This is a genomic window from Acinetobacter sp. ACNIH2, from assembly GCF_002934965.1.
GTDB lineage: Bacteria > Pseudomonadota > Gammaproteobacteria > Pseudomonadales > Moraxellaceae > Acinetobacter > Acinetobacter tandoii.
The window spans coordinates 2,174,905-2,195,354 of record NZ_CP026412.1 but is presented as its reverse complement, the minus strand read 5'-3'; the positions used below and the strand labels follow the sequence as shown (position 1 = coordinate 2,195,354).

The following is a 20,450-nucleotide window of genomic DNA, read 5'->3' as shown; positions in this document are numbered from 1 at the left end:
CTTGCCATGAAAATTTTATCGATTCGAATTAAAAATCTGGCATCACTGGCTGGCGAACATCTGATTGATTTCGATGCTGAACCCTTAGCCAGTGCAGGCTTAATTGCCATTGTCGGCAAAACTGGGGCGGGTAAATCGACCATTCTGGATGCCATGTGCTTGGCACTGTTCAACCAAATTCCACGGTTGAAAAAAAGTGATGCAAAATTACAAGATAGTGATGGAACTGAAATACCTATAGATTCACCATTAACTGTATTAAGACGCGGTACAACATTAGGTTTTGCTGAACTCCGTTTCATTGGTCAAGATGAAAAAGAATATCTCGCTTATTGGGAAGCTCGTCGAGCCAGAGATAAAATTAATGGCAAATTAAAGATTAGCCGTCATATACAATGTTTAACTGATAGAACAATCCTTGCTGATAAAACAACTCTTGTAAATACACATATTGAGCAAATCACTCAACTCACATTTGATAAATTTACTCGTTCAATACTATTAGCACAATCCGAAGTTACGGCGTTTCTAAAAGCCCGCGACAATGAACGTGGCGAATTATTAGAATACCTGACCAATTCCAGTATTTTCGGTAAAATTGGACAACTGGCTTTTGAAAAAACCAAATCAATTGCAACACAACGCAAGGAACTGGAAAATATCTTAGGCCATATTGAAATTCGCTCAGAAGAAGAAATTACAGCGCTACGCAATGAATATGAAACTACTCAACAGCATTATCAAAGACTCGAACAGGAAAAATCGCAATACCTTCAACAACAGCAATGGTTTGCACAACGCTATAAATTAGAACAAGATATTATTCTGAAACAGCAACAGCATGAAATCCAGCAACAAACCCATGCTAACTTAGCGCAAAATCGCCAACAACTGAATCAACTCGAAACTTTCTCTGCCATACGTCCCATCGTATTTCAACAACAACAGATTCTAAACACGCTACAACAACTTGAACCGCAAATTCAGCAACAACAACATCATTTTATCAGTTTAAGTCGCCAGTTTGAGCAAGAACAAAATCATTTTCAACATGCCGAAACCACCTTACATCAGTTACAAGATTTCGAGTTGCAACATCAGCAAGAACTGAGCGATGTCCGTAAATATGTACAAGAACGCGACTATATTGCGGATGAATACAAAAAGACGAAAACTCGTCTGCAACAACTAAGTATGCAGCAGCACCCCCTACTCGAACAGCAACAACAGTCTGAACAACAACTACATCAATTGATCACTCAGCAGCAATTCTGTGCTACTCAATTACAAAATAGCGATCAATTTGCCATTTTAGATCAGGGCTTACAGGCTCATCTTCAGCAAATCAATCAATTTATTGATTACTACCAAAAAGTTGAATCAAGCTTAGGGAATATCCCGCAAGCACAGCAACAACTTGATCAAGACAAAATTCTACTACAAAAATTAGTCGCAGAATTTGGGACGACGGCTCAAATTGAAACGCAACGAGAACAACAACAGAAGAACAAAGAGCAACAACTTACTCGACTTAATCAACTGGATTCAGCTCAGCAAAAATTGGCGTATTTCTTTACTTTAACCGATGAAATCCTGAGTCTAAAGAACAAACTAAACAGCGTTCAACAACAGCAGCAACAATACGAACAAAGCACGAAACAAGCAGAAATCGAGTTTCAGGCGGCAAAAGAGGAGCGAGAAAAATTACAAAGTTTCTTGCAACAACAACGCTTATTACATGCTGAAAATGTTGAACATTTGCGTGCAGCATTACAACAAGGTGAAGCCTGTATGGTCTGTGGCAGTACAGAACATCCTTATCGTGATGATGAAAATCAAGTTTCCAAAGCATTGTATGAACTGCAACAACAACAGGAACAACAAGCGATTCAACAGGAACAACAATGTCTACAGCTTTGGCAAACCACTCAACAACAATTGACTCAAATTAGCGCTGAGCAAGTCCAACTAGAGCATTCATTACAACAACTGAATGAAAAATCAGAACGACAAAGAAATGAATTACAACAACATCTCACACTATCCGAGCTAGTTCTAGATTTAACTCATCCTCAACAGGAAATCTTGACTACACTACAACAAACCGTTGCCGAAAATACCCAACTCAAACAACAAACTGAATTTCATTTACAACAGCTCAATCAAGCCTATAAAGAGCAGTTGCAACTTACACAACGCATTCAACACCATACACATCAACTCGCATCGGTGCAGCAGTGGCAACAACAAATCCAGCAGATTATTGATTGTCTAGCACCGCACGAACAAGCTACGTGGGTAGAACAACCGCTACTGACTGCACAACACACAATGCAATGTTTACAGCAACGCGTACAGCAAATTGCACAACGTGATAGTTTAAATAAACAGAAAGAACAGGCTGAACAACAACTGAACATTCTCAAAGCGAATCTTAATCATTTGAATGTACAGCTCATCGATTTCGAGCAACAACTTAAAGCGGTTGAAGCGAAAGGCAAACACAATGCTGAAGCAGCTCAGCAACTTATTGTTAGCATGATTGGCTCAACCGAGCTCAAGGCGAATGAATGGCTTCAACAGCATGATCAACAACGTCACCACTTACAACAACAATACCAACAGCTCAAACTTAGTTTTGAACAGGCACGTCAAAATTTTGAACAACATAAAAATGCCTTGGAACAATTAAAAGCACAACAACAACAACAACAACATGCACTCGAGCAAACTCAAACAGAAATTTCAACATGGTTAACGCAGCACAGTGAATTTACTGAGCCATTATTAAAAACGCTACTTGCGATTTCCTCAACTCAGGAACAACAACTGCGTTTATCTTTACAACAGGCAGACCGTCTATTGAATGAAGCTGCCTATGCTTTGCAAACGCTGCAAGCGCAGTTACAGCAACATCAGCAGCAGCAACCTGAAATTGACCACGATCAATTGCTCCAATTACTTGAACAAAATGCTGTGCAATTACAACAACTGTTGGAGCAACGTGATCAACTCAAATTAACACTGGAATTGCATCAGCAAAATTTAGCTAAGCAACAGCAATTCGCGACCCAAATACAACAAATCCAGCAACAGGAACATCGTTGGGCTAAAATTTCAGGTCTCATGGGTGATGCCACAGGGAAAAAGTTCCGCGACTTGGCACAACAATATCATCTTGATATTTTAATTGAATACGCCAACCAACAATTAGCCCTTCTATCACAACGTTATACCTTAAAGCGCTTGGATAACTCGCTCAGTCTCGCCATTATTGATCATGATATGGATGGTGAAACCCGTTCGGTTGCTTCGCTTTCAGGGGGAGAATCTTTCCTAACCGCATTGGCTTTATCCTTAGCTATTGCCAATATGGCAGCAGGCTCGATGAAAATTGAGTCGCTATTTATTGATGAAGGTTTTGGCACTTTAGATGCTTCATCTTTGCATATGGTCATGAATGCTTTTGATCAATTACAAAATCAAGGACGCAAAGTCGTGTTGATCTCACATATTCAAGAAATGCATGAGCGCATTCCAGTTCAAATTCAAGTACAACCCATGGGTTCTGGCTCGAGTCGTATTCAGATTGTGTCTTAAGTGTTTATAAGTAATATTCAGTCAATTCAACCACCTTTCTTAATCCATCAGACAATAAAAAAGGCTTCGTTTTAGAAGCCTTTTTTATGTTCAGCAAGTGCTTAAGTTACATTACTTTTTACGTAATGCATCCTGACATTCTTGCTCATCACAGTAGCCATACAGATTTAATGAATGTCCTGTTAAGGTAAACCCATGTTTTTCTGCCACTGTATGTTGTTCATGTTCAATAACTTCGTTAGTAAATTCAACAACTTTATTGCAGTTTTGGCAAACCAAGTGATCATGATGATCATCTTGCATAATTTCAAAAACAGAATGATTATTTTCAAAATGGTGACGCTGAATAATACCAGCAGCTTCGAATTGCGTTAACACGCGGTAAACAGTTGCTAAACCGACATCTTCACCCTGTTCGAGTAAAGTCTTATAGATATCTTCCGCGCTTAAATGATGTTGCTTTGAATTTTCTAATAATTCTAATATTTTAATTCGTGGAAGTGTAACTTTAAGTCCAGCTTTGCGTAAGTCTTGGTTTGAAATAGGCATGTAAAAAGGTCTCTCTCAACAAATTTAAAGTTGGAATATGCAACAAAGTTAAGATGCAGTATGATCTATCCGTGGATCAAATGCATCAAAATTAATTTGGGATAGTGTAGCAAAATGCAAAAAATCATGTTGACGTTATTCGTCACTTCACTGCTCGCGGGCTGTTCGACCTTGGGCGTTTATAAAGTAGATATTCCTCAAGGAACACCATTAACACAAGCCCAAGCTTCAAAAATTCAAGTTGGCATGAGTTACCAACAGGTGCGTTTTTTACTCGGTAGTCCAACCATTACAGATCCATTAAATCCATTACGATGGGACTACGTCTACAATTATATCCCAGGAACTTATGCTAAAAAAGCCAAGATTCCCGCAGCGCATGGTCAGCATTTGAAAATTTACTTCGATCAAAACGGTATTGTGAACAAGATTGAAGGTCTAGAAACGATTCCAGAATCACAACCTGGTTTACCTGGATCGAAAGAAGCGATTTTAACTGCGCCTCCACTATAGACGCTTTAAAATAAAAAGAAACCCCTCATTGAGGGGTTTTTCATATCATTTCAATTGTTTAAAGCGATTGCCTTTGGCATAGCGTCCTACAGGGTTATTGGCTGCACGGTTACGTCGAATGTCCTTTGGATTAATGGTCAACGCCCGATAAATCTCAACCCGATCACCCGCTTGCAGCAATTGTGCAGAGTTTTCAAGACGTACACCAAAGATCCCCAACTGCAAAATTTCAGGTAATTCAACCTGCTCTCGAATTCCACTTTGCTCGATTGCATCTAATGCAGTCATACCCGATTGAAAGGGAACTTCTAGATGAAATTGTTGTTCGGAGGTCGCATAAGCTACCCAAACTTTGGCTTGCTCCACCATCAGATCAATTGTCCTAATACCGACACAATTGCAAGAATGATCGCCAGTGGAAGTACAATGCGCACCGCAATACGCCAGAGATTGTAAAATAGCTCATTACTAAAATTCATCGCTTTGCGCAAATGGCTAATTTTCATAATCCAGCCCGCAAAAATCGCATAGATTAAGCAAATGACTAGACCCCAAAGCACCAAAACAATATGGAATACGGGTGTAATTTCTGGAATAGCCCACACGAACACAGCAGCGACGAGAATTGCCCATTGCACTGCCACCATCACTTGACGTTGTACCAATTGCTCACGTGCAAGCTGTAGTAGCAGTGCCGCCCCTACAACAGTTGCAACCAACAAAGCAATCACAGGTAATTGTGCCGCTACAGCAAAATAGGCAAATGCCAACACAGCCACCAACTGGGCAATCCAAATAGGCAATACAGTTTTGCTGGCAACATCATCTTGATTCACTTGAACTAAGCTGGTTTGCCAATACAGCCCCAAACCTAAACCGCTCGCAACCAATGCCAACACGGTTGCACTGCCCCACTCGCTAAACTCAAGTGCAGTCATTTGCCAAGTAGGTAAAGCTGTTCCACTCACTTGTGCAAAAACCAACGCGGCAATGACACCAATAGCGGTGATTAATGCCAAAATCATACGTGGGGCTAAAGATAAAATAACAGCTGCAATAGCTGATCCCACAAAAAGATATTGTGGGGCAATGCCTTGAGCTACCCATTGTGCGCTGTATTGACTGACACTAAATAACATCGCGCCCGCTAGAAATGGAATAAACACCACCGCCATCCAACCGACTAAACGCCATCTTGGAGATGCATCTGCATCACGGGTTAAATTAGATAGTGCATTTAATGCTGTAGTTTTCGAACGCTTAGCCAAAGCAATTTCTAAATAGCAAATTGGCAAAGCCAAAACCAACATAGTGCCTAACCAGAGCAACCAGAAATCGAGTTGACGCTCTGTTTGTATTCCCACTATTGGTGCCACAGTGGCAATAATGATGAATGACAAACAAAAAGCCATCAGCGGCGATAACCATCGTGACATAGCATTGTCCTGCATGATGCATTCCTAATAAAAATCTATCGCTATTTTGCCTTTGTCATGCATGAAAATCAAAAAGAAAAGCAAACCACCGTATTCGATGGCTTGCTGCGCCAATGCTTTTATTTCTTTTTTTAGCTTTTTAATTCTTTTGCACAGCTTGTCCTTGCCGAATCTTAGACCCTGCTGTACTTAAGAGAAGAACCGAGCAAACCAATTCTTACCTTTTTTCTTCTCTTTTTCTTTAATAATTCCCATCATGTTTTCTTTGACAGCACCAACATAATCAGCATCATCGTGTTGGATATGGTTAATCAACCATTTCGCCAAGACTTCATGTAATTCTGCTTCAATCGAGTGCCCCATTTCAAAACGGTCACGGTACGACTCAATTTTTTTAATAAATAAGTCATGCACACGTTTATGCGGTACACGGTATTTATAACCCGCTTCTTCTTGTAGAGACTCTTCAAAAGTAAAATGCGATTGGGTGTAATCAATAATATTATCGAGAATTTGTTTAATGCGATCACGGTCGGTGTGAAGAGCAATATCATTAATTTCATTAATATAATCAAGGATTCGCTTATGCTGATCATCAATCACATCGATACCAGTATTATATTCTGGAACCCATTTCATCTTGATACGCCCCCATTTAAAATTCATCATTCGTTACTTGAAAAGGATAGTAACGGTATTAAATTTAAATAAAAAACAAGTAAATCAGTCTGGATTCAAGTTTTTAGCGAAAATCATTGACTAAGATAATGATATATATATATTAATTTGTTTATACCCGACTAAAAGAATAAGATATTTTTTAACCAAAAAGTTTATTTTTTCTTTAATTATGAAAACCTTAATTTTAACAATCAAGTAGCATCATTCTGCAATTCTCGCGCCACTCTCAATATTGATCAGCACGAGTGATGCGTTTTAAAGTCGGATTAGCTTTCTCACGAACTAAGCGCTCGACCTGAGTAAATGCACGCTGAATTGGTTGCCCGTACTGGAATAAAATCATTTCGCCAGGTTGAAATGCCTGCCAGATTTCATTTTGTGTCAATGGTTCGGTTGTAATGACGGCTACGCGATCTTCAGGAGTTGTCACTTGACTAAAATCAACTTCGACATCGAGATCAATTAACTGTGCAGGTTTAAATGGGTATTCACGTACCAACCAATGTAATTTGGTAATGGCATAGCTAAATAAAGCCTGACCATTGGATAAACAGAAATTAAAAGTTCCGTGTTCTGCAATTTTTGGAGCAATTTCTAAGAGTAGCTCAAATACTTGAGCTAAAGATGGTTCGACATAACCAAATTTTGCGACCAATTGATCTAATAAAAAACAAAATGCGCGTTCACTGTCCGTATTGCCAATCGGGGTAAAATGTCCAGTTAGTGGTGGATCAAAATCAAGTAAGTCACCATTATGGGCAAAAATCCATTGACGCCCCCATAACTCACGCATGAATGGATGTGAATTTTCTAAGTTAATTTTGCCTTGTGTCGCTTTACGAATATGCGCAATCACATTGCGTGATTTAATCGGATAATTCCGTATCAGTTCCGCAATTGGAGATTCAACCGCAGACTGATTATCCACAAATAAACGGCAAGCTTTGTCTTCAAAAAAAGCAATGCCGAAGCCATCACAATGATCTGAAGTAATGCCCGCACGCTGTGAAAAACCACGGAAAGAGAACGTAATATCCGTTGGGGTCGCACAATTCATTCCGAGCAACTGGCACATAAGCAACTATAAACACTTTAATAGATTATGGGTTTATTGTGCATGACGACAGCAAGGCTTGTAAATCTTAATCTGTGCTAGGTTCATTAATTTTAATGCTTAACGCTGAATCGGCTTTTTCAGGACAAAACTCTTCGCCATTTTATTCACTTCGAGTAACACAAAATAATCCAAACAATTAAATTCACGATCATAAAATGCCTGCTGTGATAATTTGGCATGCATTTTTAAATACACATCAAACAATTTGGGAATTTTTTCATCTTGCGCAAAACTGTATTCTGGGTATGTGGGTTCATATGCCTCTTGGGGTTGAATTGCACACGTTTGTTCAGGACTGAGTTGTTTTAAATATTGATGCGTATAATACGCACGTGCCTGATTACCTTGTAAGCGGATACTGACACAACCAATCAAATATTTTGCTCGCATCTCCCAAAGTACCTTAGGAACAAGATTGAGCCACAATATGGATAAGGCTCGACTAGAACGATAGCGATGATGTACACATGTTCGTCCAATTTCTACAATATTGGATAAACGCCCAAGTTCATCAATAATTTTAAATTCTTGCGCGCTATAACTCTGTGCCAAATCCTCTCCTTGCAAGAGTTTTAAGCGTGTATAAGCAACAATTTCATTGCTGTATTTATCGCGCAGTACTGCATGTTCACAGCCAAAATCATACAAGTCCTGATCGATGTCTTGATCAAATTGAATCCCGAATTGTTGGGAAAATTGTGCTGCTCTGAATTTCTGGACTTCATGTAATTGCTTTAAATCTTCTACCCATTCAAAGCGGTATTGATGAGTCTGTTTTGTCGCTTTTTTTTGTAATGGCAAAGTAAAGTTTTGACGATATAGATTCAACTTTTCAAACATTGTTATGTGCTCTTCTGGCTTTTTTCATACACTAGGCAATCCAGATGACAATACAATGACCAAAAATGGACGGCTGTTAAATAATCTCCACAATAAAAAACCAGTCCTTAAGGACTGGTTCTAAACATAAGATAAAGCGAATGGGTTAGTGTTTGGCACGATTGGTAATTAATGTACCCACACCATGATCGGTAAAGATTTCTAATAACGTTGCATGTGGAACACGACCATCCACAATATGTGCGCTCACCACACCACCTTTAACCGCATCTAAGGCACAGCCCACTTTTGGAATCATGCCACCATAAATCACGCCTGTTTCAATCAGACGGTCAACTTCCTGCGTGGTTAAGCCCGTAAGCAAGTTTTTATTTTCATCCAATACGCCCGAAATATTGGTCAGCAAAATCAGCTTTTCTGCACCGAGTGCTTCAGCAACTTTGCCAGCAACCAAATCTGCATTGATGTTATAAGTATTCCCTTGATCATCGACACCCAACGGCGCAATTACAGGAATAAAATCACTTTGGGTAAACATTTCCAGTACATCAGTTTTAACACCAATGACTTCACCCACTAAACCTAAATCAATTTCTTTGACTGAACCATCTTCTTGGTTTTTCTGCATCAACAATTTTCGTGCACGAATTAAATTGCCATCTTTACCTGTTAAACCAATGGCACGACCGCCATGTTGGTTAATTAGATTAACGATGGATTTATTCACACTGCCACCCAGCACCATTTCCACCACTTCCATGGTTGCAGGGTCAGTCACACGCATACCATCAATACGGTCAGACTCACGCCCCAATTGTTTTAGGAAAGAATCAACTTGGGGGCCGCCACCATGCACCACAATTGGGTTTAAACCGACGGTTTTTAATAAAACAATATCACGTGCAAAAGAGCTTTCCAGCTCAGGATCGGTCATTGCATTGCCGCCATATTTTACGACCAGCGTTTTACCCGAAAAACGTTGAATATACGGCAAAGCTTCTGTCAAAATTTGTGCTTTGTCGATGCCAGTCTGCTGATGTGGCATTCGCCTCTCTCCTCAATGAGCATTTAAAATGTCGTGCGCGATTTTAGGATATCGATCACTTAACATGGAAACAAATGATTGCCGAATATCGTTTAAACGAGCAGGATTATCCGCATCAAAACGAACAGTAAAATATTCGCCAGTATTGGATGCTCGAATAATGCCAAAACCATCTTCAAAATCAAGCCGTACACCATCAATTTTACTTAATTGAGCAGCGATATGATGGCTCTGGACTTCAATATCAGCCAATAAGGACTTAGGATCAGCACTATAAGTACTGATATAAGTATCTTCAGTACCACAACGTTCAGGGTATTTGACCAGTGCTTGCGAAAGGGTGAAATCTGGACGTTGACTTAAAAATTCGAGTACGCGTAAGGCGGCATATAAGCCATCATCATAACCAAAACCGCGCCCATCATTAAACACGTAATGTCCAGCATATTCCCCACCAAACACAGCTTTTCCGTGTGATTGCATGAGATATGTCTTTAAGAAACTACTGCCAGTGCGAATCATTTTGGCTTGCCCACCCAATTCACACACCGTATTGCGTACCATCGTTGAGCATTTTACATCAAACACCACTTCATGCTGAGGATGAGTGGCTAAGCACATTTCAGCGAATAAAGACAATAATCGATCTGCGCTAATGATGCTGCCGTGTTCATCAACCAATACCAGTCGATCACCATCTCCATCGAGCGCAATGCCTATATCTGCATGTTGTTGTTGAACGGTTTCGGTCAAAGCAATTAAATGACTGGCTTGCGATGGGTCTGGGGCATGATCAGGAAATTCGCCATTCGATTCACAACGCAGTGCCGTCACCTGACAACCTAACTTTTGTAAAACTAAAACGGCACAGCGACCTGCTGAACCATGTAAACCATCAATCACGATATGGAAAGGTCGTTTCAGTTGAATATCTTCTAAGATGGCTTGCTGATATTGCAAACAATAGCTCACATCAAATTGATGCTGAATATGGGCTAAAGGTACTTTACGTTGTGGTGAAAATTGTAAGCTCGCGACATAACCCACTTGTTGGATCATCTCGGGACATGGCGGTTCACCTCGCATAATCCACTTGATGCCATTGTCACTTTTCGGATTATGGCTCGCAGTGACCATAATCCCATTGCCTGCAAATTGGCGTGCGCTGTAATACAACATTGGGCTGGAACAACAGCCCACGTTCACGACATGAAACCCTTGTTTTTCGAATATTGTTTGTATAATTTGGGCGTAAGTAGGGCTACTCAAACGAGCATCATAACCAATTACCACTGTGGTTTGAGCGGCTTGTTGATACTGGCATGCCAGACCATAGGCAATTGCTTCGACCAACTCTGGTGTTAATAACGTTATTTTTCCACGAATATCATAGGCACGAAAGACCTGCCATGGAAATATAGGTTGTTGAATATTCATATATTTGTAACTTCTGAATCCAACGAATACTTTAAAAGTTCGTCTTATTCATACAACGTAAATGTTTTAAAATATTTCTAGTTTATATCTGAATAGAATTGAACTGTTAATACTATTTAAGTGTTGTTGACAGCGTTTAAAGTTGTATTGAATGAAATCTTTTATATTTCAGAATGAAAGAGCCCACAGGCCCTTTCGTATTAACATCAGTTTTTACCTGTATGTCCGAAGCCACCTGCACCGCGCTCAGTCGCTACAAATTCGTCTACTTGTTCAAATTCTGCTTGCACCACAGGAACAAGTACATACTGGGCCAAACGTTCACCTGGCTCTAAGGTAAAAGCCGCTTGACCACGGTTCCATACCGAAACCATCAATTCACCTTGGTAGTCTGAGTCGATTAAACCCACAAGGTTACCTAAAACGATGCCATGTTTATGACCTAAGCCTGAACGCGGTAGAATTAAACCTGCAAAGCCTGTATCTTCGATATAAATGGCTAGGCCTGTTTTCACCAATACCGTTTGACCCGGTTCAATCACTGTTGGTTCAGTTACACATGCGCGCAAATCCAGACCCGCTGAACCTTGCGTCGCATAAGTTGGCATTGGCCATTCTTGTCCTAAACGTGTATCTAGAACTTTAACTTGAACCTTCATATTGTTTCCTACTGTTTCAAAAATAAATATCGGGATTAACGCTTAATTAAAGCGCGTAAATTTTCAAGGTAGTGTTGTGCTTGCTGCTTGGGGTCAACATTGCCCGCGAGCTTTTTCTTGCGCCCCAACCACTCCAATTCATCTTGTGGCAATTCATCTAAAAAGCGGCTTGGGGTCATTTGGCGCATTTGCCCACCCGCCTTGCGCTGTTCCGCTAGCGTAATGGTCAACCCCTGACGCGCTCGGGTAATGCCCACATACATCAAACGACGCTCCTCCTCGACCGTTTCAGCCACAATCGAGTTTTTATGTGGCAGTAGCTCTTCTTCTAAACCAATTAAATATACGAATGGAAATTCCAGACCTTTAGATGCATGCAGAGTCAACAAATTGACTTTATCAGTGTCTTCTTCTTCCTGTTGTTGCTCCAACATATCCAGCAACACCATTTTGCGAATTACACTTTCAATGTTGCGCTCATCCACATCTTCAGCACGGTTAATCAAACTTTGAATACTGGTGTATAACACTTCAATATTGTCGAGTTTGGTTTTTTCCTGTGCAGGTGTAGCCGCAGATTCTTTGATGTAGTCGATATAACCCGCTTCGTGCATCATTTGGCGAATAATCGGTACAGGTTCATCATCTTCTAGCAATTCACGAGTAAAGTTACTAATGAACTCAGCAAATTCAGCCAGTTGTGTGGTTGCCTTTTTCGGAATCGCCATAGTCAAACGTTGATCGCCTGCGGCCGCCAATAAAGACAGATGATTTTCTTGGGCAAACAAACCGAGCTTTTCTAAAGTTACAGGTCCAATCGCACGTTTTGGTGTATTAATAATGCGTAAGAATGCACTGTCATCTTCTGGGTTAATGATCAGTCGCAGATAACTCATGATGTCTTTGATTTCTGCACGCGCAAAGAATGATTGACCACCTGACAATTTATACGGAATCTGCATTTGACGCAGTTGCGTCTCTAAAATACGTGCTTGGAAATTACCCCGATACAAAATGGCATAATCTTTCCAATTTTTGCCATTCATCAGTTTATGGGTAATCAGGTCTTTTACCACGCGTTCTGCTTCATCATCATCATTACGGCAGGTAATCACGCGAATGACTTCGCCATGACCTTTATCTGACCAAAGTTTTTTATCAAAAATATGTGGGTTATTCCCAATCACCGTATTCGCTGCTTTTAAAATACGGCTGGTTGAACGATAGTTCTGTTCCAGTTTAATGACTTTTAAATTGCGAAAATCTTCATTTAGCAATGCCATATTTTCTGGCTTTGCTCCACGCCATGCATAAATCGACTGGTCATCATCGCCTACAGCCGTAAACTGCCCCATTACACCGACCAAGAGTTTCACTAAAATGTATTGTGCGGTATTGGTATCTTGATATTCATCGACCAACAAATAGCGAATACGATTTTGCCAACGATCTCGTACTTCTTGATTCTCTTGTAACAAACGCGTCGGCATCACAATCAGATCATCAAAATCTACCGCATTATAAGCACGCAAATTACGCTCATAAAGTTGGTACAAATGCGCCATTTGAATATCTTCAGGTGTTTCACAGGTGGTGTGTGCCTGTTCAGGAGGAATCAAATCATTTTTCCAATCTGAAATCATCTTCATGGCTTTCGCGATTAATTCTTTGCTTTCCGCACCTGACATATTATCGCGGTGCATTAAGTCCATGAGAATACGCTTACAGTCATCAGCATCTAAAATAGAAAAATTGGCTTTTAATGGCGTATTTTTAAGTTCTAAACGTAATAAATTCAGACCAAAGGTATGGAAAGTGGAAACCGATAAACCTTTCGCTTCTTCACGTGACAATAACTTGGTCACGCGCTCTTTCATTTCACGCGCTGCTTTATTGGTAAAGGTCATTGCAGTAATACGGTATGCAGGAATACCACAATGCTTAACCAAATAAGCTATTTTACGCGTAATAACCGAAGTCTTACCCGAACCAGCCCCTGCAAGTACTAACAAGGGTCCTTGAGTATATTTCATGGCTTCAAGTTGCTTGTCATTTAACTGACTTGCCAGTGACATAGTCTTTCCTCTTTTTGATCCGAGCTAGATTATAGACATCAAATACCCAGATGCCTAACCTAAAATGACGATTCTCTGTTCATAAAAAAAGCCACCTAAAGGTGGCTTTCCCGAAACTCAATGATTTCTAAGCAAACAAAACTTCAATTATTTTGTTTCATACACTGTAATTTCTACACGACGGTTTTGTTCACGGCCCGCAGCAGTATCATTGCTCGCGATTGGTGAAGAAGAACCATAACCACGCGCAGTCATACGTGAGCTTGCAATCCCTTGGGAAGATAAGTAGTTCAATACAGAGTTTGCACGGTTTTGAGATAATGGGTTGTTAATCGCATCAGTACCGGTGTTGTCAGTATGACCATGAATAACAAGTGCAAGTTTGTTCGCTGTACCATCTTCACGTAAAACACGCGCAACATCATTCAATGCTGTTTGGAAACGTGGTTGAATAGTAGAAGAGTTTGTTGCGAAAGTAACGCTTGGCATTACAAGATTAATCGAACCATCTTTGTTACGATCTACATCAACGCCAGTACCCGCAAGTTCTTCACGAAGACGTTTTTCTTTTTTGTCTAATAAAAGACCAGCACCGCCGCCCACTACAGCACCAATCGCTGCTGCTTGACCCATTTTATCTTTGTCTGCATTTGAATAAGCAAGACCTGCACCCAATAATGCACCTAGACCTGCACCGATTGCCGCTTTGTCATATTCCATTCCTGTGCCAGTAGATTGACAACCTGAAAGAACCAACGCCCCTGCTACTGCTGATGAAATTAATAGTGCACGCATGACATGCCTCCATTTGTGTGTTTTGTTTATGCCTGAAATAGTCGCTGAAAAAGAAGACTTAGACCATTGATTTTTTGTTAATAATATCGCGTGTGGTTACATTTTGTAATAATTAATTTCAATTTCGAATGTGCATTCATCACAATCCCTACATGTTTGATCAATCATGAAGGATAATTTACCAAACAGAACGCTTGTTTTATTTTCAGAATTTGCAACTATATTCAACAACGATAATGGATGATTTTACTTAGGATTATTTTTTATATGTCATCTCAAGCAAACAAACAACCCATATTAAAAAAAATCACACGTGGACTCACTGTTGGCTCTGTCATGACAGGCAGTACTTTTTTTCATGGACCACCAGTACTTGCACTCGGTTTAACCAAATTATTTAAACAATCGCAAAAAGTCGATAAAACCAATATTCAAATTACCAATAGTTGGTTAGGCGTGAATAACTGGCTTATTGATCACGTTCTACCCCATCTAAAATGGGATATTACGGTCGATGAAAATCTCGACTTGAGTATGCAAGGTCGTTATTTAATGACTTGCAATCACCAAAGTTGGGTCGACACGACAGTAAATCAATATTTTGGACTGACACGAATGCCACTGACACGCTTCTTTACCAAATGGGAGCTGATTTTTATTCCCTTTGTTGGACAAGCCTTCAAAATTTTGGGCTTCCCGATGATGAAGCGACATACCAAACAAGAAATTGAAAAAAATCCTGAGCTTAAAACTCGTGACATGGAAGAAGCGCGCAAAGCCTGTGAACAATTATTAAGCCAACCTTTTACACTACTAAACTATTTAGAAGGTACTCGATTTACCCCTGAGAAACACAAGAAACAAAACTCGCCTTACCAAAATCTTCTTAAACCCAAAGCTGGCGGACTTGCATTGGCCTTGAATATTTTAGGTGATCAAATTGATGCGCTAGTGGATATGACCATTGTTTATCCTGATGGTGCACCAGGTTATGGCGAATTCTGGCTAGGTGAAGTGGGTCGTATTGCGGTGAATTTACGTAAAATCGAAATTCCTGACTGGGTTCTAGGTGGAAACTATGAAGATGATGATGAATATCGTGCACAATTCCAAGCATGGGTTGCTCATCTCTGGACTGAAAAAGATCAGTTAATTAGTCAAATGAAAGCGCAATATTCAACAACTGCTGAAGTGAGTACGGTGTAATCCTATGAGGCAGAACAAGTCAGTACCCAAATCAAAATATCATCGTGTCGATCCACAGAGCTTGTCGTTCAAACTCTATCTGATCTATGACACCTTCATGGTATTTCTGATTATTTTTAACTTGTTTTGCTTAGCTGCCAATTTTTTCTTGATGAGCAATATTGGTGGTTGGTTCCTAAACTCGATTCATTTAGATGAAGTGCTCAATTTTTATCGTACACATCTACATCCATGGGTGATTACCACCGAAGCTTGGTTTATTTTGTTCTTAATTACTGAGCTTTTGGTACGTTGGGTGATTGCGGTCATTTATCGCCACCATCGTCGTTGGTTTTTTTTCCCTTTTATTCATTGGTATGAAATTCTAGCCATTATTCCACATCTGCGTTTTCTACGTTTATTCCGTGCAGGGATTATTGTTTTTCGTCTGCATGAGTTAGGTTATAACGTCATTCCTGAATCAATTCAGAAAAGAGCCAAATTTTACTACCGTGTGATCATGGAGGAACTATCTGATCGTGTAGTCATTACTGTATTAGATGGTGTGAAACATGAACTGAATACCAGCTCAACCCATAGAAAAATTATTCATGATTTAGTCGATCATCATCGTACCCTATTTGCGCAAGCTTTAGCTGAACTGTTACAAGAGTCACTGGCGACGGAACTACAACAGCGTCAGAGCTTGATTGCTCAAAATATTGGTGCAATTGTAAATCAAGCAATTGAAGATACGCCTGAACTTACCCAACTGTTACGTTTAATTCCTATTGTTGGTGGACGAATTGAACATCAAATCCAGAGTATTGGGCAGCGTTTAGGAGAAAATATTACCTATGGTATTTTAGAACCGTTAGTCTCTGGAAGCCCTGAACAGCCTAATCATACCTATAAGCTGATTGCTGAAAAAGTCAGCGAATTAAATATTGATAATGAGGCATTGGAACAATTGGTTGAATCTGCTGTATATGAAAGTTTGGATGCTATTCGCAAGCAAGTGAAAGTAAAACAATGGTTAGAAGACCTTGAAGAGCTCGATCAAGCTAAAGAATAAGCATTAAGATAAAAAAGTTACAAACTTGGCTAGAGAATTCAAAGAATTTGTTCTAGGATTTGCTCTATTTACAACATCGCTTCGGCATAAAACCAATAGCTTCGAAGTCTTAAGGATAAAATATGGCTGATATTCGGATCACCGGTAGAATGGTTAACTTTAGTAGATTAACCTTCGACACAAATGACCATAATGCCATTCGTCAACAACTGACCCAATTACTTCAAGACAGCACAACTCATGGTGCGCTTGTTATTTTAGACAGTACCGTTGAACAAGAACTGATTGCCCTGATTCAACTACTACTTGACTTAGATTTACAACCTATGGCTGTAATTGAAGGTCTATTGGGCGATGAAGCACGTGCAATTCAATTTCCAGTACTCCCTGCCGACAGTAAATCGTTACAACGTATTAAAGCCACTCAAGAACAAGTGGTTGAAACTGTTGTCCAAGCACCCGAAGCAACAACAGACAATACGCAAAAAGTAGCGCCATTTCCGCGTAATATTGGACATATTACCTCGTATCACGATGAAATCTTACGTACAGGTCAATGTTTAGTGCAAGATCATGGCGATATTATCGTCAATGCAGGTATAAATAGTGGTTCAGAAGTAATTGCTTCAGGAAATATACATATTTATGGCAGTGCTCGTGGTAGAGTTATCGCAGGTGCTGGTGGAAACAGTGCTGCTCGCATTTTTTGTCACTCACTTGAAGCTGAATTGGTTTCAATTGCAGGGACATATTGTGTCGCCGATGATATTCCACCCCATGTCTTAAAGAAGTCTGTACATATTTATTTAAATGAAAACCAAGAGCTGGAATTTAAAGCTCTGGAATTTTAATGTATAAATAAACACCAAAACCCCGCTAATTAAAGGGGGGATTTACCATAACAGGAGTGGATTCGGTGGCGAAAATTGTTGTCGTAACATCAGGCAAAGGTGGCGTAGGAAAAACTACGACCAGTGCATCTTTTGCAACAGGTTTAGCCCTTCGTGGTCACAAAACTGTTGTTATTGATTTTGACGTAGGTCTACGTAATCTTGACCTCATTATGGGCTGCGAACGTCGTGTTGTGTATGATTTTGTGAATGTTTTAAATAACGAAGCACGATTACAACAAGCACTTATTCGTGATAAAGATATTGAGAACTTATACATTTTACCTGCATCACAAACGCGCGATAAAGATGCGTTAACCGATGAAGGCGTTGCACGTGTAATGGACGAATTATCTCAAGAATTCGATTACATTATTTGTGATTCTCCTGCGGGGATTGAGCGTGGTGCTATTCTAGCTATGTATCATGCAGATGAAGCGATTATTGTGACCAACCCTGAAATTTCTTCAGTACGTGACTCTGACCGCATTATTGGCATGCTAGACAGTAAAACTAAAAAAGTAGAACAGAATGAAGGACGTATACGCAAACACTTGTGTATTACTCGTTTTAATCCTGAACGTGCAGACAAGCAAGAAATGCTCACTATTGATGACATTTCAAAAGACATTTTACGTGTACCTACACTAGGTGTCGTGCCTGAATGTAAAAGCGTTTTACAAGCCTCTAACGAAGGTAAACCAGTCATTTTGTTCCAAGATGCAGAAGCTGGACAAGCTTATGAAGACTTGGTTGCACGTTTCCTTGGTGAAGAACGTCCTTACCGTCACATCACAGTCAAACCTAAAGGCTGGTTAGCACGATTATTTGGAGCGTAAATATGGCAGGATTCTGGAGTAAATTATTCAGTAGTGATGACAAACCATCTAGCGCACAAATGGCGAAAGACCGTTTGAAAGTCATTGTTGCGTCTGAACAAGGCTTAGGTAAACGCTTAAGCCAAGATAAAATTGACCAAATGAAAAAAGAAATTATGCAAGTGGTCAATCGTTATGTGCGTGGAGTGGATGAAGAACATATCCAAATGTCTGTTCGTTCTGAAGCCAATATTGAAATGCTAGAGATGAATATCAATTTGCCTGAAGAGCGATAATCTGAAATCTGATTAGTCAAGCAAATTGATTCAAGGCAAAATAGCATCAGCTATTTTGCCTTTTTAGTTTGAAAAGAATATACCAAGGAGTTTGCAATGGCATTATCTCAGCCAGCAACGTTTAATGAAGAATGGTCGGATGAGCGCGTTTTTGCCTATTTAAATCAGCTTCCTCCTACAGGAGTTAATGCCGACTTTCATGTTCTTTACCACGCATTCAAACATATGCGCCCAACGGACTACGAGCGCTTGTTAACTCAATTCGTTGCAGATGGTCGCAATGTCAATGCAACCAATCCTCAAGGTCAACGTATTCATGATGTAATTGCTGAATACCCACGCCAACGAGATGGATTCTTAGAAGTCTTGGCAAAATTTGCTTAAGTCTTAAAGCCTACTTCGTGTAGGCTTTTTTATGCTCTGCTTATAAATGAACTAGAATAATAGCCCCATCAACAATGGAAAGGTCAACGCAAATAAAAGCGTTTGCAAACTAATAATGGCTGCCATGAGTTGACTATCACCATTAAAGAATCGAGTTAGAATATAAGATGCCGATGCTGTAGGTAAAGCAAAGAAAACCACCAAAATCGCTATATGTAATGGTGCTAAGCCGAAGCTTTGTGCCACAAAATAAGCCAGTATAGGTACTCCAAGTAACCTCGATACACTATTCAACATAACACGCCCGAAATCTGGCTTGAGCTGACTAAATTGTAATGCAGCCCCGACAGAAATCAGACCTAATGGCAGACTACTACTTGCCAACAATTTCAATAATTGCGATATACCTTCTGGCATCAACAACCCAGAACAATTAAATACAATACCGAATAGACAAGCGGTAATGAGCGGATTCTTTACAATCGACATCAGCGTAAAACGCAACTGACCCTGCGCACTTTGGGTAAATGAGCAAACCGAAACAATATTGACCAATGGAATTGCCACAGCAATGATCATAGAGAACAATTGCATGCCTATCGAACCAAACATTAAACCCATCAATGAAAGCCCAATATAGGTATTGAATCGAATCTGGCTTTGGATATAAACCCCGAAACGAAGAACTGGAATGTGGAAATAAAACTTCAGTCCCCATAACAACAGACTGATTAGAATAATGAGTATGCCAAGTGCAATATAAAGCATGACAACCGAACCTAAATCTAGCTTTACACTCGAAAGATTGCTAAACAATAAAGCTGGGAAAAGAATGTAATAATTTAATTTTTCAGAGTTTGCCCAAAATGCCTCCTGCAAAAAACCTGTCTGCTTAAACACATATCCCATCCCTATCAGAAAAACCAACGGAAACAGTGCCATGATTATGTTCATTCATTTCTTCCAATTGCTGCACATCAGTCAGCTTTGACTCATTTTGGAAACAGAATATAATCCTTATTCTCCCTCATAATAAAATGAGTATTTCCTCATAC

At 39.9% G+C, this 20,450-nt stretch carries 20 protein-coding genes; 8 read left to right on the top strand and 12 right to left on the bottom strand.

Features of this window, described 5'->3' with window-relative positions; genetic code table 11:
- The first annotated feature begins 6 nt into the window (after nucleotides 1–6).
- On the top strand, nucleotides 7–3,600 hold the full coding sequence (locus C3F34_RS10305; protein WP_104441505.1) for an AAA family ATPase: 3,594 nt from the start codon (nucleotides 7–9) through the stop codon (nucleotides 3,598–3,600).
- Between the two features lie 111 nt (nucleotides 3,601–3,711).
- Here C3F34_RS10305 and fur read toward each other — a convergent pair whose 3' ends face one another.
- Entirely contained in the window at nucleotides 3,712–4,149 is a 438-nt protein-coding gene (gene fur, locus C3F34_RS10300; protein ID WP_016167254.1) for a ferric iron uptake transcriptional regulator, read from the bottom strand.
- A 114-nt stretch (nucleotides 4,150–4,263) separates the two neighbouring features.
- Between fur and C3F34_RS10295 the strand changes: the two genes are divergently transcribed.
- Nucleotides 4,264–4,662, top strand: a complete 399-nt coding sequence (locus C3F34_RS10295; RefSeq protein WP_016167255.1) for an outer membrane protein assembly factor BamE — start codon at nucleotides 4,264–4,266, stop codon at nucleotides 4,660–4,662.
- Nucleotides 4,663–4,707: 45 nt separating this feature from the next.
- On the opposite strand, the gene C3F34_RS10290 is transcribed toward C3F34_RS10295, so the two are convergent.
- The 10 genes from C3F34_RS10290 to C3F34_RS10245 all read right to left on the bottom strand — a co-directional run bounded on the left by C3F34_RS10290 (nucleotide 4,708) and on the right by C3F34_RS10245 (nucleotide 14,747).
- On the bottom strand, nucleotides 4,708–5,031 hold the full coding sequence (locus C3F34_RS10290; RefSeq protein ID WP_104441504.1) for an RnfH family protein: 324 nt from the start codon (nucleotides 5,029–5,031) through the stop codon (nucleotides 4,708–4,710).
- Nucleotides 5,031–6,113 carry a hypothetical protein gene (locus C3F34_RS10285; protein WP_104441503.1) on the bottom strand — a complete coding sequence of 361 codons (1,083 nt, stop codon included), beginning with the start codon at nucleotides 6,111–6,113 and terminating at the stop codon, nucleotides 5,031–5,033. Before C3F34_RS10285 ends, C3F34_RS10290 begins: the two co-directional genes overlap by 1 nt.
- A gap of 174 nt (nucleotides 6,114–6,287) precedes the next feature.
- Entirely contained in the window at nucleotides 6,288–6,743 is a 456-nt protein-coding gene (locus tag C3F34_RS10280; protein ID WP_044738243.1) for a bacteriohemerythrin, read from the bottom strand.
- A gap of 262 nt (nucleotides 6,744–7,005) precedes the next feature.
- A complete protein-coding gene (locus tag C3F34_RS10275) occupies nucleotides 7,006–7,854 on the bottom strand; it encodes a class II glutamine amidotransferase (protein WP_044738229.1) in 849 nt (282 codons plus the stop codon).
- A 99-nt stretch (nucleotides 7,855–7,953) separates the two neighbouring features.
- On the bottom strand, nucleotides 7,954–8,736 hold the full coding sequence (locus C3F34_RS10270; protein ID WP_044738230.1) for a GNAT family N-acetyltransferase: 783 nt from the start codon (nucleotides 8,734–8,736) through the stop codon (nucleotides 7,954–7,956).
- 145 nt (nucleotides 8,737–8,881) lie between these two features.
- The gene (argB, locus tag C3F34_RS10265; RefSeq protein WP_104441502.1) at nucleotides 8,882–9,781 is read right to left on the bottom strand and encodes an acetylglutamate kinase; all 900 of its coding nucleotides are present in this window, start codon (nucleotides 9,779–9,781) and stop codon (nucleotides 8,882–8,884) included.
- Nucleotides 9,782–9,793: 12 nt separating this feature from the next.
- A complete protein-coding gene (locus C3F34_RS10260; protein WP_104441501.1) occupies nucleotides 9,794–11,218 on the bottom strand; it encodes a phosphomannomutase/phosphoglucomutase in 1,425 nt (474 codons plus the stop codon).
- 206 nt (nucleotides 11,219–11,424) lie between these two features.
- Nucleotides 11,425–11,877 (bottom strand): dUTP diphosphatase, encoded by a 453-nt coding sequence (gene dut / locus C3F34_RS10255; protein WP_044738232.1) that lies wholly within the window; start codon nucleotides 11,875–11,877, stop codon nucleotides 11,425–11,427.
- Nucleotides 11,878–11,912: 35 nt separating this feature from the next.
- Nucleotides 11,913–13,952, bottom strand: a complete 2,040-nt coding sequence (locus tag C3F34_RS10250; RefSeq protein WP_016167264.1) for a UvrD-helicase domain-containing protein — start codon at nucleotides 13,950–13,952, stop codon at nucleotides 11,913–11,915.
- A gap of 147 nt (nucleotides 13,953–14,099) precedes the next feature.
- The gene (locus C3F34_RS10245) at nucleotides 14,100–14,747 is read right to left on the bottom strand and encodes an OmpA family protein (RefSeq protein ID WP_016167265.1); all 648 of its coding nucleotides are present in this window, start codon (nucleotides 14,745–14,747) and stop codon (nucleotides 14,100–14,102) included.
- Between the two features lie 267 nt (nucleotides 14,748–15,014).
- Here C3F34_RS10245 and C3F34_RS10240 point away from each other — a divergent pair, with 267 nt between their 5' ends.
- From C3F34_RS10240 to C3F34_RS10215, 6 genes are all read left to right on the top strand, one after another.
- Complete coding sequence (locus C3F34_RS10240; protein ID WP_104441500.1) at nucleotides 15,015–15,953, top strand: acyltransferase; 939 nt, start codon at nucleotides 15,015–15,017, stop codon at nucleotides 15,951–15,953.
- A gap of 4 nt (nucleotides 15,954–15,957) precedes the next feature.
- A complete protein-coding gene (locus C3F34_RS10235) occupies nucleotides 15,958–17,007 on the top strand; it encodes a hypothetical protein (protein ID WP_104441499.1) in 1,050 nt (349 codons plus the stop codon).
- 122 nt (nucleotides 17,008–17,129) lie between these two features.
- A complete protein-coding gene (gene minC, locus C3F34_RS10230) occupies nucleotides 17,130–17,858 on the top strand; it encodes a septum site-determining protein MinC (RefSeq protein ID WP_104441498.1) in 729 nt (242 codons plus the stop codon).
- Between the two features lie 65 nt (nucleotides 17,859–17,923).
- Nucleotides 17,924–18,736: a septum site-determining protein MinD gene (gene minD, locus C3F34_RS10225; protein ID WP_016167269.1), complete on the top strand. Its 813-nt coding sequence runs from the start codon at nucleotides 17,924–17,926 to the stop codon at nucleotides 18,734–18,736.
- Nucleotides 18,737–18,738: 2 nt separating this feature from the next.
- Nucleotides 18,739–19,011, top strand: coding sequence for a cell division topological specificity factor MinE (gene minE, locus C3F34_RS10220; protein WP_016167270.1), 273 nt, complete (start codon nucleotides 18,739–18,741; stop codon nucleotides 19,009–19,011).
- A gap of 96 nt (nucleotides 19,012–19,107) precedes the next feature.
- Nucleotides 19,108–19,395, top strand: a complete 288-nt coding sequence (locus C3F34_RS10215) for a PA4642 family protein (protein ID WP_016167271.1) — start codon at nucleotides 19,108–19,110, stop codon at nucleotides 19,393–19,395.
- Nucleotides 19,396–19,446: 51 nt separating this feature from the next.
- On the opposite strand, the gene C3F34_RS10210 is transcribed toward C3F34_RS10215, so the two are convergent.
- Nucleotides 19,447–20,349 carry an AEC family transporter gene (locus C3F34_RS10210; protein ID WP_044738237.1) on the bottom strand — a complete coding sequence of 301 codons (903 nt, stop codon included), beginning with the start codon at nucleotides 20,347–20,349 and terminating at the stop codon, nucleotides 19,447–19,449.
- Nucleotides 20,350–20,450: the final 101 nt, after the last annotated feature.